We start from the raw sequence: 14401 nt of genomic DNA, 5'->3' as shown, positions 1-14401 counted from the left end.
GTATTCTGGCTACAATTCGGATTTGTCCCCCATCAGGAAGATGCTTAAAAACTATCTCAAAATCGCATTCAGGAACCTGTTCCGGAACAAAGGCTTTTCAGCCATCAATATCCTGGGCCTTTCGGTGGGCATGGCGAGCGCGCTGCTGATCCTCTTCTGGATGTATAACGAAGTGAGCTACGACCGCTTCCATACGAAAAAGGATTATTTGTACGAAGCCTGGAACCGCGGCACTTTCGATGGCAAGCTGCAATGCTGGAATTCGACGCCGCAGGTGCTCGGGCCGGCGTTGAAAGCGGAATATCCCGAAGTGGCCGACGTGGCGAGGATTTATTCGCGGTGGTTTGTGACGCGTAACGGCGACAAAAAGATTTCCATCGAAGCAATGATCACCGATCCGGCATTCCTGAGCATGTTCGACTTTCCGCTTTTGCAGGGCAATCCGGCCAACGCATTGCAGTCCGTGAGCTCGATGATCGTAACCCAAAAAATGGCGATCAGAATGTTCGGTACGGAGGATGTTTTAGGCAAAACCATTTCCATCGACAAGGACAATTTCACGATTACGGGCGTGATGAAGGACCTGCCGCCCAATACCGAATTCCGGTTCGATTACATTCTTCCCTGGCAATACCTGAAAAAGATCGGCGCGGCCGATGAAAGCTGGTCGTTCAATAACGCGCGAACTTTTGTATGGCTGAAACCCGCAACGAATCCCGCATTGCTTGCCGGCAAAATCAAAGACATTACCATCCGCCATTCCAATCGCGCCGAGGAACACGAGGTGTTTCTGCACCCGATCAGCCTCTGGCATTTATATTCCAATTTTGAAAACGGCCAGGTCGTCGGCGGGCGGATCGCCATTGTGCGGCTGTTCGGCGTGATCGCGGCATTCATTTTGCTCATTGCCTGCATCAATTTCATGAACCTAAGCACCGCCCGGAGCGAAAAACGGGCGAAGGAAGTGGGTATCCGCAAAACGGCCGGCGCCAACAAAGGGCTGCTGGTGGGCCAGTTCATCGGCGAATCGATCCTGATCGCGACGGTCGCCGGCGCGATAGCGCTGCTGGCCGTGTACCTGGTGCTGCCGGCATTCAACACGCTTACCGGCAAGGAATTGCATGTCCCGGTAGCCCATCCCGAATTCTGGGGCGCGGCGCTGGCATTCATTCTTTTCACCGGCATTGTAGCCGGAAGTTACCCGGCGTTTTACCTGTCGTCGTTCAAGCCGATCAGCGTGTTGAAGGGCACATTCAAAAGGACGCATTCGGCATTCAGCCCGCGGAAAGTATTGGTAGTCATCCAATTCAGCTTCGCTATTGTGCTCATTATCTCCACGCTCATCGTCGTAGAACAGATCCGCCATGCCCAGAACCGCGACCCGGGCTATGACCGCGGACAGGTGGTATATCACTGGCTCACCGGCGACCTCGGCAAAAATTACGCGCAGATCAAACGCGAACTGCTGGCAAACAGCATTGCCACATCGGTTACCAAAACCGCCTCGCCGCTCAGCAGTGTGGTCGCCGATACCTGGGGCATTGAATGGCAGGGCAAGAACCCATCCGAAAAAATCGATTTCGATATTTTTACCGAAGACGAAGGACTTGTCAAAACTGCCGGGTTGCAGCTCATCCGCGGTCGCGATATGGATCTCACCGCATTTCCTTCCGACTCTTCCGCGGCGTTACTGAACGAAACTGCCGCCAAGATCATGCGCTTCAAGGACCCGATCGGGCAGACGATACGGGACAATGGCAAGGCCTATCAGGTGGTGGGCGTTGTAAAGGATTTCGTGATCCGGTCGCCGTACGACAGTCAGGGCCCGCTCATCATTGAAGGCGCACAGAGTTTTTTCAATGTAATCCACATGAAACTGCATGCCGGCAAGCCCGCCGCCGAGCTCATGCCGGCCGTTGAAGCCATTTTCCGCCGCTACAATCCCGAATATCCGTTCGAATACCATTTCGTGGATGAAGATTATGCACTGAAATTCGAAGACACGCGCCGCATTGCTACCCTGACGGGCCTCTTCGCCGGTCTGACGATCTTCATATCCTGCCTGGGGCTATTCGGCCTCGCCGCCTACATGGCCGAAAACCGCGTGAAGGAAATCGGCGTGCGCAAAGTGCTGGGCGCCTCCGTGGTAAGCATTGCTGCCCTGCTTTCCGGCGAGTTTGTGGCACTCGTGCTCGTCTCGATCGTGATCGCCGTGCCGGTGGCCTGGTATGTCATGAACCTCTGGCTGAACGACTTCGAATACCGGATCGGAATCCAATGGTGGACATTTGCGGCATCGGGCGTGCTGGCGGTCGTCGTGTCATTGCTCACAGTCAGCTACCAAGCCATCCGCGCGGCGTTGCTCGATCCGGTGAAAAGCCTTCGCAGCGAATAAAACCCGGATCAGTAGTGGAATCGCTGCGTGTCCGGCAGGGTGGAAACGTGTTTCATTTTGCCGTGGCGGAAATCGCTGTAAAGCGCCTTGATCTCTTCCTGGGTGTCGGAAATGAAAGGCCCGTATGACACGATCTCGTCATGCTGCGGCTCGGCTGCGTACAGCACCACGCGTGCGCCCGCCGCGCCTGCAACGATATGCAGCTTGCTCGCCTCGTTGGCACTACCCCTACTCAGCCAGCCGATCTGATTGGTTTCCAGTAAACTTGCCTCATCTCCTACCCGCACATCGCCGTTGATGACATACAAGAATGCATTGTAAGAGGCAGGCAGCGATTCTGAGACGCTGGCACCGGGCTGCAATGTAATGTCGGCCACAATGAGCGGCACATAGTTTTGGACCGGCGAACGCAGCCCTGCAAACGAACCGCTGTATAGTACCGTTTTTGCACCGTTGTTTTCGACGGTTGGCGCATTTTCAAATGTGAGATCCTGCACCCTTGGCGCCGTCCAGCGATCTGCTTTCGGCAGGTTCAGCCACATTTGCAGCAGGCGCATGCGCGACCTGCCCTCGATCGTCTCGGTGTGAACAATTCCGCTTCCGGCAGTCATCACCTGAAAATCGCCCTGCTTCATCGTATGCGCTTCGTCGCCGATTTCGCCTTCAAGCAGCAGTGAAACGGTTTCAAAGCCCGCGTGCGGATGCGGCCCGCCGACAGGTGTGTCGTCCTTTTTATCCAAAAAATCATCCATCAGCACGATGAACGGGTCGCTGTATTCAAACTCCTGGTGAATTACCGCGCGGGCCGTGTGGTCGGGGCCTAAAAAGCCCGGTTGCGCCGGCGGCGTTTTGACATTAATTACATTCCTGATAATACCTTGATTTTCCATGATCTGTTTCCCTTTCTGGTTAATGCGACCGTTTTTCGGTCGTATTGGGTAAACAAAAACGACCCGCATACCATCCCGCTTCGCCGCTATACAATTGGTTAGCGACACAATGATAAATTTCCGCCGGTAAAAGCAAAAATCCGGTTATTAACCAAATTCTTTCTGTCAACTTTTTGTTAAAAACAGTGACAGGACAATGAACCGTTAGCTCACTGTCCCTAGCCATGTAATCATCCAGGAATCCATTTTACACTTCACAATGCAGTTTTATTCAGAACGTCTGCGCTACGAAAAATTCACTCCCAATCATTTCGAAGACTATTTCCGGCTCGTTTCAAGGCAGGATGTGATGGTACACATCAGCGGCGCGGGGCTCGATCTGCCAGGCGCCCGCAAAAGATTCGAAAGGTCGCTCCGCGCCGATGGGCGGCAAAATGACATGGGCTTTGTTGCCGTTTATGAACGCGCCACCGATTTGTACGTCGGTTTGGGCAAAATCGTGCCTTTTGAAGACGGCTTCACGGAAATAGGCTACGCATTGCTCCCCGAATTCTGGGGCAAGGGCTACGCCTCGGAAATCACCGCCACCCTCATCGCCTACGCCCGCAATTGCGGTAGCGTGGAATCGCTCGTCGCCCTGGTGTCTCCCGAAAACCAGGCTTCGATTAACGTTCTTACCAAGCAGCAATTCCGCTTTTTCAGGGAAGTACCGGAAGGAGACGTGGTGCGGCATGATTACATTCTGGACTTGTAGATTTACCGGTCGGTAAATGCAATGCCCATTTGGTTAGCCCGGTAAGACGCTTCCGTGCCTTTGAACTCCATCGTGACGCTGTCAAAATAATCATCGCCATCCCATGCATCACCCACCCGCAGGCGCAGGCCGGTCGGCTTGTGCAGTGCCGTTACCCGGTAGCGGCCAATGGGAATGTCGTCGATCCGGTTATGGTTATTGGAACCGCTCTTTCCTCCGCTCAATTTCAGGGTTTTTCCGGTGGAGCCGTCGATCAGCTTGCCTTCGGGGGTGAAGCTGAATTCCACGTCCTCGGAGCGAATTTCAGTGTTAGGGTCGGGATAAAGCTCGGCGGAACCTCCATAATAAAGGTTCAGGCTTTTGTCGGGCAGGCGGCCCTGAATGCGCCATTCGAAGTTGCGCACCGGCTTTTCTTCCACTGCAAACGATTCGGTATTTTCGGGGTGCAGGCGCAGTTTGTAGACCTTCCCATTGTATTCTACGAGTGTGTAGGCGTCCGCAATCCATTGGCCCAGACCTTCCACAAGCGCCATCTGGTAAGTGCCATCGTTTTTAGAAGCCACCTCCGCGCCGTGGCCTTTGAAAACTGTATTTTCAGTAAAAACGGTGGCTCCGGCAACGCCATTTCCGCGCTGGTCGAGCACCTTGCCTACGAGATAACCTGCTTTGCCGCTCGTGTTCCCGTCCGGCCCGGGTTCCTTGTTGGGATCGGTGCAGGAGTAAAAAGGTGTTAACCCAACAAAGAGAAGAAAAAGTAATTGATGTTTCATGGCTTGATTTGAAATGATTTTGATGCTGCAAAGTTCATTTTCAAACCGTCCATCGGCCACTTTATATGGTATGCGCTGGGTTTTGGGCGTGGTTAATTGTCAAAATGAGGAAATGAATTGCAAATTCCTCTTTCTTCCAGATGCCCTCGATTGCATTCATAGCGCTCTTGGATGCATCACTTGAACTTACATGATCGAATTCACCCTGGCGTCCGATATTATGGATATCCAAGTTCAACAGCTCTTCGTGAAAAGCATCAACCTTTCTTCTGTCAAATGATTTTCCAAAAACAGGATAGCCATTTTCAGTAATACGGTGCCCTTTTAATGAAATATTCTTGAAAGCGTCTTGCAGTTTTGTCTTTTCGAAAGTTCCCCTGAAATCAGAATCCAATTCCTTTGCAAGAAGCGGATTGACTACTTCATCCTTAGATGGCATCGACTCTACAACAAAATAATGCCGGCGTGGTGCATCGTCACCTTTCTCAATATTATAATAATTGGAATGAAACGTAACCCTTTTCCATTTCCCTTTTCTGGAAAAATTAAAAAGCACAAAACACCCCGGCAGGATCGCTTCCTCTGACTCATAAAACAGGCTGCATAAAGGCTGGTAATTTAATAGGGCATCCAATTTTATTCCCGTCATCTTGCTTGTCAACTGCAAAGGCTGGCTCGATAAAAGGTAATCATACTCCACAATTGACCCATCACTCATTGTTATGTATTTTTCCCGGTAATTGATCCTTTCAACCCGGTGATTGCATAGCACATTGCCCCCCGCCTCTCTGATCGCTTCCGCAATATATTCGTACATAGCAGCGAAGCCGGATTCAGGCCTAGCCCAAACATCTTGTGGTGCAGAATACCTCGCGAAATAGGCCAAATTGCCTTTCAGCATGTTTTTAATGACATTCTTACTCCTGAACTTGTCGATGACACCACTAACCCGCTTCCGTGCAAACTCGATATGAATTTCCTTTGGATGTAAATGAAATAATCGTTGTATGTAGTTATCCAACCCCGTTTTTCTATAAAAAGGCCCCATAAAATACAAGAGCAGCTCCTCCACGTTGTTGCATGCCATTTCGGAACGGAATGCGCGGTATTGCGCGATTTTAAACAAGTCACAAATCGTTGCCACCAGCCCATGTTCTTTCACATATCCCCTTAGCGTTATGGGATATCTGTCAAAATTAAAATCATTACTTAATGATAAATGTCCGGAACTACCGGCGTGTATCATTTTTTCCCGCAGACCTGGAAAGAGCGAAAAAACCTGATGATGGTTCCAAAAAAAGAATGCACCTAGATCAAAATGCAATCCATCGATTTCTACATCTCGATGAAGCCCACCCAATGAAGCGGCAGCTTCCAGCAATGTCACATTTTGAAAACCCTTTTTTAAGGCATACGAGGCAGCAGCGCATCCCGCAGGACCACCGCCCACGATGACAATTCTTTTGTCAATCTTCATGGAAAGAGCAGAAGTGTATTAAATGTGAATGTTTTAAGTGAATATCAATTCAATGCTTAATATATCACATTTATTATTGATTTAAGATAATAAATATCACTTACGCCCTTTATACTTTTTCCCTGTCGAATGGTGAACTGTAATCCCACCCGTATGATAATCCCCCGGAGATAACGAATCCGTCATCGATGGCGACCATCTCTTTGATATGAAATCTCGCACTCGACGAATTGCCATGGCATAATTCTTTAAACCAGTCAATGCAAAGCGATACCACATCGAAAAAAGCTGGCACCAAATGACTGGACAACAACACCTTACACACCAAACTATCGCAGTCGCCGGGGCGACCGGGCAGCTGGGGACATTGATCATCAAAGAACTCCTCACGCGGCATGCGCATGTGAAGGCGCTCGTGCGCAGGGATACGCCTCTCGCCAAAACGGAACCGCTCAAAAAGGCCGGGGCGACGGTCATTCCGGTCGATTATCAGAATACCGTTACGCTTACAGAGGCGCTGCGTGACGTCCAGTGCGTCGTTTCCGCGCTCTCGGGACTCCGGGAAGTGATCGTCGGCACGCAGTCCGACCTGTTGAAAGCGGCCCTGAATGCCGGCGTGCCGCGTTTCATCCCGTCCGACTATTGCATTGATTTCACCAAACTTCCCAACGGCTCAAACCGTAACCTCGACCTGCGGCGCGAGTTCGCGGGCATCGTCGGCAACACGCCGATCCACACTACGTCCATTCTCAACGGCATGTTCACCGATTTGCTCAAAGATCAGGCGCCATTAATTCTCCCCAAGCTCAACCGCGTGATTTACTGGGGCGATGCCGACCAGCCGATGGATTTCACGACGATCGCCAACACAGCCGCATTCACAGCCGCCGCCGCGCTCGACCCGCAGGCACCGCGTTTTTTGCGCATTGCCGGTGAAGTGGCGACGATCCGGGATTTGCAGCGCGCCGCCAACCAGGCATATCGCAAGGAATTCGGCCTGTGGCGAATCGGAGGGCTTGGCTTCCTGGCGACGATGATCCGGATTATGCGCACGATCGCCCCCGGCCGTGACGAGGTGTTCCCGCCCTGGCAGGGTATGCAGTATCTGCACAATATGCTCAGCGGTTTACCGAAATTGGAACCGCTGGATAATGCGCACTATCCGGAAATTAAATGGACAAAGGTCCGCGATGTGCTGAGCTGATTAGTTTCCTTCCAAAAACTCCTTCACGAGCATCGCAGTGATTTCGGGCTCCTTGCTACCTGCTTTGGCGGTGCAAATCTCGCCCAGCAATGCGCCATGTACCCCGGGCAGGACCACGAGCTCTGCTTTCGGGATCAGTTTGGATATTTCAACAATGTGCTCCATTTTGATCACATCCTTATCTCCGGTCATGATCAATGCCGGTGCCTGAATGCGCGTGAGGTCGCTTTGGGGCCAGTCGGCGAAGGTGCGGCGGCGCTCGCGGTCCTTGTTGAACATCGTTTGCAGGCCCTTCGGATCGGGGTTTACTTTGAGATAATGCTCCTTTAAAGGCGCTGGCATATTGTCCAGCGAGGCATTATCCATCATTTCAAAGAAACCGTCGATCATGCCGGCGCGGGTGTAGTTCGACGCTACTACGATGATTTTATGGATCAGTCCGGGATGGCGGCCGGCCAGCTGCATCGTGGTGCAGCCACCGTCGCTGAAACCGAGGACATTGGCTTTCTCCACTTTTAAATGCCGGAGCAGTGCTGCCACATCGTCCGCATCCTGCTGAAACGACTCGGGCGCATCGCGGTCGCTCGTGCGGCCGTGCGCCTGCATTTCCACGGCGATGATCTTGCTGAATGCAGCTAGCTTCGGCAGGATGTTGCCAAACGAAGTCTCGATCGTAGACCCGCCCCCGTGAATGAGTACCAGGGGCAGCTCGCCGCTTCCGTAAACCTCGTAATACATTTTCAGCCCGTTCACGGGCGCATAACCGGTCGTTTTTTGCACTTCCATTTGTGTTTGCTGTGCTTGAACGGATAAACTCAGCATTGCCCCGAGCAATGCAATCCCCAGCGCCTTCACGATTCCCGAACGGCTTTCCGGCCGTCCAGGTAGGCGGCCATCTTGTCGACATTCTGTTTCAGGCCTTCGGCTGCATTGGCTGCTTTCACGATCCGGATCATTTCTTCGGCCGACTCGAAAAGCATATGCCAGCGCAGAAATGTCTCGTCGCCCTGCGCTTCAAACTCGATCGTCGTCAGGAAGCTCGGTGCAAAGTGCTGGTACACAATCTTCTTGAAGGGAATCACCTCCCTGAATATACTCCTGTTCTTGTAATCTTTTCCGTCGGGGCCATGCATCACAAGCTCCCACGCACCGCCTGAAACGACGTCCATCTTCGTGATCGTGTTGGTAAAACCATTGGGCCCCCACCATTTGGCAATATGTTCCGGCTGGGTCCACACCTCCCACACCAGCTCCACCGGCGCGTTCAGTTTGCGGGTAATGATCAGTTCGCGGTCGTGCGTGCTGCTTTGTTCATTTTCCATATCGCTCTTTTTTTAGTTGTTCCAAATAGTTTTCCAGCGAATCCAGCTTCGCCTCCCAATGCTTTTTGTACTGCTCCACCCATGCCGACACCTCGCTCAGCTGTTCGAGCCGGGCCTCGCAAATGTGGTCCCTCCCCTCTTTACGGATAAAAATCAGCCCGCAGTCACTGAGGATTTTGACGTGCAGCGAAACCGCCTGACGCGTCATATCGAACTGCCCGGCAATCGCATTCACATTCTGGGGCTCCTCGGCCAGCATGCCAATGATCGCCCGGCGGGTAGGATCCGCAATGGCCTGGTATACATCTCTTCGTGCTTTCATAAAAATGCAAGTATTTGCTTGCAAATATATAAGCAAGCAAATACTTGCGCAATATTTATTTGTTAGTTTTGAACTCTCGCAAAAACGCTCCAATTTGTCGCGACCGCCCCCTGTGAATGTCCGTTTTAGGGAGCATGCGTGAAGGTGCAAGGGTATACTTTTGCATCCGTCAACAATCTAAAATCAAGTTCAATCACCTTCTAAATCTTTTAGCTATGCCTAAAATCAATCCTTACCTGAACTTCGACGGCAATGCCGAAGAGGCCTTCACATTTTACAAATCCGTTTTCGGCGGAGAATTCCATGGTGTTCACAGAATGGACGGCACACCCGGCTCCGAAAATTTGCCTGAAAACGAAAGAAACCGGATCATGCACATTGCACTGCCGGTGGGAGACGAGCTGCTTATGGCGTCGGACATTATGCCTTCCATGGGCCAGACCCTCAGCGTAGGCAACAACAACTATATATCCATTTTCACCGACAGTCGGGAGCAAGCCGATCAGTATTTCAATGGCCTTTCGGCCGGCGGCACGATCGAAATGCCGATGGAAGACCAGTTCTGGGGCGACTATTTCGGTGCTTTCCAGGATAAATTCGGTGTAAACTGGATGATCAACTATCCGACCCAACAGGGCTGATCACACTGATTTCCAATAGCAAAAGCCGGTTCCCGCAATGAGAACCGGCTTTTTTTCTGAAAGTCTTTTCTAAACCCGTATAGACAAAGTAATCCGATGATCACAGATCGATGTAAGCGCTTTTCCTCTTAGAGAAAAATTTTTTCTACGTGCTCTATGGCAACAGCTGTGGGTGCTTAGCGTCTGTTATCAGTTTTGTTTACGGGGTATAGTCCACCAAAAAAAGCCTCGACCTTTCTATTGGGACGCTAATATTTTCAACTTCCTTACGCGGTTTTCTAACCGTTGGATTTCAGCTTTCCTTCTTTCGATCAGGATTTCTGGTCTCAGGGCTGGTTCCTTGTAAGGTAATTTATCCCGGAGGATATGGTATGATGCTGTGAGTATGTGGTGGGCAATCGCCATTGCCGCTTTCTTCTTTCCCCGTCTTTGGGTGAGCTTGTGGTACTTGAATGACAGGTAGGTATTCATCGTATGGCTTGCCGCCCAGGCTGCTTCGATCAATGTTGTTTTCAAATAGGTGTTGCCATGGGTGGTCCTTGCCGATCTTACTTTTCCTGCACTCTCGTTGTTGCCTGGGCATACCCCTGCCCAAGAAGCCAGGTGCTTGTCTGAGATAAACTGGGACATGTCCAGACCGATCTCGGAAACGATACCAATAGCTGATTGCCTGGATACGCCTGGGATGGTTTGCAGTAGTGCGAGCTCGGCCTGCTTACCGGCCAGGCAAAGTTCAATCTGCTGGTCAAGTTGTTCGATGAGCTTTTCCAGGGCGCCCATTGTCTGTGTGAGCAACTTTAACATAAAGCGGTGACGCTCACAGAACCGGCCGTAAAGCGCCTGTTGTAAAACCTGCTTTTTATTTACCAGCGAACCTTTGGCCTGGTTTGAGAGAACCACGGGGTCAGTAATTCCTTCCATAAGCAGATCTACGATCCCCTGTCCGGTTTTGGAAAACACATCGCTAACCACGCTGCCGAGCTTGATGTTGGCATCTTCCAGAATATTCTGTAACCGATTTTTCTCCCGGCTACGCTCATTGACAAGCTTCTTACGGTGGCGTAGCAATGTCCTTATCTCCCGCACCCATCCTTCCGGGACAAAGCTGTGCCGAAGAAGTCCGCTCAACAGCAGCTTGGCGATCCATTCGGAATCCTTTTTATCAGTTTTGTGGCCGGGAACGTTCTTGATATGACGGGCATTAACCAAAATGATCTCAAAGCGGCCTTCCAAAACATAATACACAGGCCGCCAGTAAACGCCCGTACTCTCCATAGCGATGTGGGTAATCTGATGGCCTTCAAGCCAATGCGACAAATCTTCCAGGTCTCTGGTGAAGGTGGCGAAGGTCCGGGTTTCTTCCTGGATTCCCGTCCCTTTGATTGAAGCAACTACTGTATCTTTGTGTACATCCAGGCCACAACCTCGGGCTATGAGCTGGGGGAATTCTACTACTGCCATGTCGTTTGATAGATTGGTCTCTAATTAAAACGACTTTCATGCGCGTGGGTGAATTCCCCCAATTCATAATTGTTTTGTTTAATGCCGGATGAAAGCCGCGATTAGTCCCTATGCTGGGCGAACATCCATTCCATGATCCCCTCGTCGCGCACTTTGTCCCAAATGCCATGTCCCGCAAACTCGTACTCGGTATATTTCGGTTTGCCGCCGGCCTTGCGCATTGCATTTACCATGTCGCGTGAATGCGCCACCGGGGCCAGGTTGTCGCGGGCACCGTGGAACGCCCACACGGGCACGTCGATGAGCTTCGGTGCATACCGCGGGTCGCCGCCACCGCAGATCGGTATCGCCGCTGCGAACAGTTCGGGGTGTGCGCTGATAAGGTGCCACGATCCATAACCGCCCCCGGAGATTCCCATCACATAAATACGTTTACTGTCGATCGGCAGAGTAGCTTGCAGTTGCCGGATTGTCCCGAAAACGAGCGAATCTACACTGGGACTTCCATATGCACCGCTGAAACCCATGCCTTCGGGACTCTGCGGCATGAAAATGAATGACGGGTATTTCTTTCGGTTACCCATTTCCATGAGAAACGGCGCCGGATCTGCCGATAATTGCTGAATGTTATCACTTCCGTGCGAACCTCCGTGGTGGAGGCACACTACCAGCGGATATTTTTGGGTCGAATCGTAGTCGAGCGGTTCGAGCATGCGGTAGCGCAGCGTATCGCCGCTTCCGTCGGTAAAGTGATAAGCCTCAAAGCGTTTGGCGCGGCGGAGTTCAAGTTCCGAGGGTTTGTAAGGCTGTGCGCGCCCCGTCGCTTCAACCGAAAAATTAAAACCCAAAACAAACACCCCTCCCAATGCGGCCAGTTTTAGCAGCGCGGGGCCGGTTTTAGCGACTGAATTGTCCGCCACCCGCTTGCCTTCCACCCTGAAATGGATCAGCAGGGGTACGACAGAAATCACCGCGGCCATCGAGATCCACCGGTTCGCTTGATCGAGCAATAGTTTGGTAGCGACGCTTTGGGTGTGGAAATACGAATAATACACCGCTGCCAGCACCACCGTGAAGAGCACCGTGAGGATACCGCTTAGCCGCAACCACTTTTTCTCGCCGGTTTTGGAGAATGCCAGGCTGAGCCCCCAAAGCAGCGTTGTCCCGAATAGTGCATATGCCAATACATGAAAATGCGCCTGGTAAATTCCCCGCAAGTCAGCATTCAGAAGCCCTGCGTATTGAAAAAACATGGGAATGCAGGAAGCCACGCAGGCCACAGCGGCCGTCCGGTAACCGTGATGCACGAGGTAGCGCAGCATCGCGGCGTTCGCAATGATGAGCAGGATTATAATCAGCCAAATCCAGGGAGCAAATGCATTGAGGGTGACGATTTTTGACCCGATCCGTAGAAACGCCACGCCCTGAATTACCGATGTAATCACCAGGACTGTGCTGAAAAAAGTAATAAAGGAATAAAATTCCTTACTAAGTGGCTTGTTCGTCATGGGTGAAGGCGATTGGTGAAGGAATAATAACCGTAACCTAATTAAGAGAACTTTCAATCTCTTTTTGCTTTCTGATACACGACTGGCAACTGCCTTATTTGAATGGCAATTGGTTTATTACAAATAAATAATAGAACTGCAACAAATACAGCTATTAATGACGTAATTTGAATGCATACCTATTCCGTTCTGATTTTCCATTAATAAACAATCAGCCATGAAAAAATCCTGCATGAAACTCATCGTTTTATTTGCGTTGACTGTTCTTTTAATTCCAAACCCATCCACCGCACAGCAGCAGCAGTTCGACGACACGCCGATCAGAAATATCAATACTTTTTACCAATTCATTGACGAAAAACTGAACAAAGACTCGGCCTTCTTTTACCTCCAAAAAGTGGCAGGCCACGGGCTTTCGGCCTCCCGCATTCCGGGTATTATCCATGAAGAATTAGCCCAATATGTATTAAACCGCTCATTTCCACCAGATATGGACAGCGCCATCGTTGCCCGGTTCCGACGTGGCCAGGTGGTTAACAAGCAGCTGATGGAGATGATCATGGCGGATACGAATAAAGTGCTCAAAGGCGCCGTCAATCCGCTTTATTTGTTTTCAAAGATTCAGGATAATCCAAATGACAATCAAAAACTGGCGCAGATTGCCAACCAGTTCATACGCGAAGAACTTTCCGATAAAGACATTTATTCCAACCGTTCGGGCCGCTATGCTTTGATGATTTACCCGCTACTTCGTTCTCAGAAAGAATTGCAGCCATTAGCGGCCACACTGTTGAAAAAAACCAGCGACTATGTGAATGACGGACTCTTATTGGTTTCTGAAAACACCACCGGGGACAATGCGGGCAAACGCGCCTGGTACCGGTATCTTTATGCTTATACCAATGTGCTCAATTCGGAACAGGTAAATGATCCGGACAAGAAAATGTCCTTGCTGAAAACCGCTTTCGATTACAGTCCCGACGTGCTGGACAGAAGTAATAACTGGGGTTATTTTTATGATATGTTTATAATTTTTGGGAAAGAAAAAGCATCATTCCGGGATGAATATCTTCAATTCCTGACTGAGCATGTAAAGGACCAGCAGGTTGTTTTCAACACCATTCTCGAAATTGCCCTTCAACAACCGGAATACAAGGGAAAATTAAAAGAAGTATTTCACAAAATAAATGGCCCGCAGAAAGACTTCGCCCAGTTCTGGATGGCTACCGTGGATCATTACGCCCAGCCCGCTCCCCCCATTTCATTGTCCATGCTCGATAAGTCCCGTTTTTCAAATCAGACGGCCGCTGGCAAATGGATATTGATCGATTTCTGGGGGACATGGTGTGGGCCCTGCCGCTCGGAGCATCCGGCCATTCAGAAGTTTTACGAGTCCGTCGTAACCGCAAATGCGGGCAAGATTGCCATGCTGACCATCGCCTGCCGCGACACCGAAGCAAAAGTGACGAATTACATGAAGGAAAAGAAGTTCTCCTTCCCCGTGGCGATGTCGGACAACCAGGTGGAGCATACCTATAAAGTGCCCGGTTACCCGACCAAGCTGCTCATCACACCTGCCGGGAAATACATTACAGTCCCCGCGGGGCATGATTGGGCCAGCTTCGTGACGCATTACGCTGATCTGTAAACTTCCGTC

General features: G+C 50.9%; 13 protein-coding genes. 5 read left to right on the top strand and 8 right to left on the bottom strand.

What is annotated here, in order from left to right:
* Positions 1-40: 40 nt before the first annotated feature.
* Complete coding sequence (locus tag DFER_RS27030) at positions 41-2395, top strand: ABC transporter permease (RefSeq protein ID WP_015814853.1); 2355 nt, start codon at positions 41-43, stop codon at positions 2393-2395.
* 8 nt (positions 2396-2403) lie between these two features.
* Here the strand turns inward: DFER_RS27030 and DFER_RS27025 are convergent, their stop codons facing one another.
* Positions 2404-3285: a pirin family protein gene (locus DFER_RS27025; protein ID WP_041736751.1), complete on the bottom strand. Its 882-nt coding sequence runs from the start codon at positions 3283-3285 to the stop codon at positions 2404-2406.
* A 259-nt stretch (positions 3286-3544) separates the two neighbouring features.
* Between DFER_RS27025 and DFER_RS27020 the strand changes: the two genes are divergently transcribed.
* Positions 3545-4039: a GNAT family N-acetyltransferase gene (locus DFER_RS27020; protein WP_015814851.1), complete on the top strand. Its 495-nt coding sequence runs from the start codon at positions 3545-3547 to the stop codon at positions 4037-4039.
* 2 nt (positions 4040-4041) lie between these two features.
* On the opposite strand, the gene DFER_RS27015 is transcribed toward DFER_RS27020, so the two are convergent.
* Both DFER_RS27015 and DFER_RS27010 read right to left on the bottom strand, forming a co-directional pair.
* Positions 4042-4809, bottom strand: a complete 768-nt coding sequence (locus tag DFER_RS27015) for a hypothetical protein (protein WP_015814850.1) — start codon at positions 4807-4809, stop codon at positions 4042-4044.
* 61 nt (positions 4810-4870) lie between these two features.
* Positions 4871-6286, bottom strand: a complete 1416-nt coding sequence (locus DFER_RS27010; protein ID WP_015814849.1) for an NAD(P)-binding protein — start codon at positions 6284-6286, stop codon at positions 4871-4873.
* 298 nt (positions 6287-6584) lie between these two features.
* On the opposite strand from DFER_RS27010, the gene DFER_RS27005 reads away from it, so the two are divergent.
* Positions 6585-7490, top strand: a complete 906-nt coding sequence (locus DFER_RS27005; RefSeq protein ID WP_015814848.1) for an NmrA family NAD(P)-binding protein — start codon at positions 6585-6587, stop codon at positions 7488-7490.
* On the opposite strand, the gene DFER_RS27000 is transcribed toward DFER_RS27005, so the two are convergent.
* The 3 genes from DFER_RS27000 to DFER_RS26990 all read right to left on the bottom strand — a co-directional run bounded on the left by DFER_RS27000 (position 7491) and on the right by DFER_RS26990 (position 9134).
* A complete protein-coding gene (locus DFER_RS27000) occupies positions 7491-8276 on the bottom strand; it encodes an alpha/beta fold hydrolase (protein ID WP_015814847.1) in 786 nt (261 codons plus the stop codon).
* A 65-nt stretch (positions 8277-8341) separates the two neighbouring features.
* Positions 8342-8812: an SRPBCC domain-containing protein gene (locus tag DFER_RS26995; RefSeq protein WP_015814846.1), complete on the bottom strand. Its 471-nt coding sequence runs from the start codon at positions 8810-8812 to the stop codon at positions 8342-8344.
* Entirely contained in the window at positions 8802-9134 is a 333-nt protein-coding gene (locus tag DFER_RS26990) for an ArsR/SmtB family transcription factor (RefSeq protein WP_015814845.1), read from the bottom strand. Before DFER_RS26990 ends, DFER_RS26995 begins: the two co-directional genes overlap by 11 nt.
* A 215-nt stretch (positions 9135-9349) precedes the next feature.
* Between DFER_RS26990 and DFER_RS26985 the strand changes: the two genes are divergently transcribed.
* Positions 9350-9775, top strand: coding sequence for a VOC family protein (locus DFER_RS26985; RefSeq protein WP_015814844.1), 426 nt, complete (start codon positions 9350-9352; stop codon positions 9773-9775).
* Between the two features lie 237 nt (positions 9776-10012).
* Here the strand turns inward: DFER_RS26985 and DFER_RS26980 are convergent, their stop codons facing one another.
* Together DFER_RS26980 and DFER_RS26975 are read right to left on the bottom strand one after the other, a co-directional pair.
* Positions 10013-11236, bottom strand: coding sequence for an IS110 family RNA-guided transposase (locus DFER_RS26980; RefSeq protein WP_015810681.1), 1224 nt, complete (start codon positions 11234-11236; stop codon positions 10013-10015).
* 101 nt (positions 11237-11337) lie between these two features.
* Positions 11338-12744, bottom strand: coding sequence for a carboxylesterase family protein (locus DFER_RS26975; protein WP_015814843.1), 1407 nt, complete (start codon positions 12742-12744; stop codon positions 11338-11340).
* Between the two features lie 217 nt (positions 12745-12961).
* On the opposite strand from DFER_RS26975, the gene DFER_RS26970 reads away from it, so the two are divergent.
* Complete coding sequence (locus tag DFER_RS26970) at positions 12962-14392, top strand: TlpA family protein disulfide reductase (RefSeq protein ID WP_015814842.1); 1431 nt, start codon at positions 12962-12964, stop codon at positions 14390-14392.
* The last annotated feature ends 9 nt before the right edge of the window (positions 14393-14401 follow it).

Origin of the sequence: Dyadobacter fermentans DSM 18053 (assembly GCF_000023125.1) — a bacterium.
Lineage (GTDB): Bacteria > Bacteroidota > Bacteroidia > Cytophagales > Spirosomataceae > Dyadobacter > Dyadobacter fermentans.
Note: the sequence above shows the minus strand (reverse complement) of the source record. Positions and strands in the feature narration are given on the sequence as shown.

Coding starts and splice junctions, on each gene's coding strand:
- DFER_RS27030 (WP_015814853.1), top strand. CDS start 41: ATGCTTAAAAACTATCTCAAAATCGCATTCAGGAACCTGTTCCGGAAC.
- DFER_RS27025 (WP_041736751.1), bottom strand. CDS start 3,285: ATGGAAAATCAAGGTATTATCAGGAATGTAATTAATGTCAAAACGCCG.
- DFER_RS27020 (WP_015814851.1), top strand. CDS start 3,545: ATGCAGTTTTATTCAGAACGTCTGCGCTACGAAAAATTCACTCCCAAT.
- DFER_RS27015 (WP_015814850.1), bottom strand. CDS start 4,809: ATGAAACATCAATTACTTTTTCTTCTCTTTGTTGGGTTAACACCTTTT.
- DFER_RS27010 (WP_015814849.1), bottom strand. CDS start 6,286: ATGAAGATTGACAAAAGAATTGTCATCGTGGGCGGTGGTCCTGCGGGA.
- DFER_RS27005 (WP_015814848.1), top strand. CDS start 6,585: ATGACTGGACAACAACACCTTACACACCAAACTATCGCAGTCGCCGGG.
- DFER_RS27000 (WP_015814847.1), bottom strand. CDS start 8,276: ATGGAAGTGCAAAAAACGACCGGTTATGCGCCCGTGAACGGGCTGAAA.
- DFER_RS26995 (WP_015814846.1), bottom strand. CDS start 8,812: ATGGAAAATGAACAAAGCAGCACGCACGACCGCGAACTGATCATTACC.
- DFER_RS26990 (WP_015814845.1), bottom strand. CDS start 9,134: ATGAAAGCACGAAGAGATGTATACCAGGCCATTGCGGATCCTACCCGC.
- DFER_RS26985 (WP_015814844.1), top strand. CDS start 9,350: ATGCCTAAAATCAATCCTTACCTGAACTTCGACGGCAATGCCGAAGAG.
- DFER_RS26980 (WP_015810681.1), bottom strand. CDS start 11,236: ATGGCAGTAGTAGAATTCCCCCAGCTCATAGCCCGAGGTTGTGGCCTG.
- DFER_RS26975 (WP_015814843.1), bottom strand. CDS start 12,744: ATGACGAACAAGCCACTTAGTAAGGAATTTTATTCCTTTATTACTTTT.
- DFER_RS26970 (WP_015814842.1), top strand. CDS start 12,962: ATGAAAAAATCCTGCATGAAACTCATCGTTTTATTTGCGTTGACTGTT.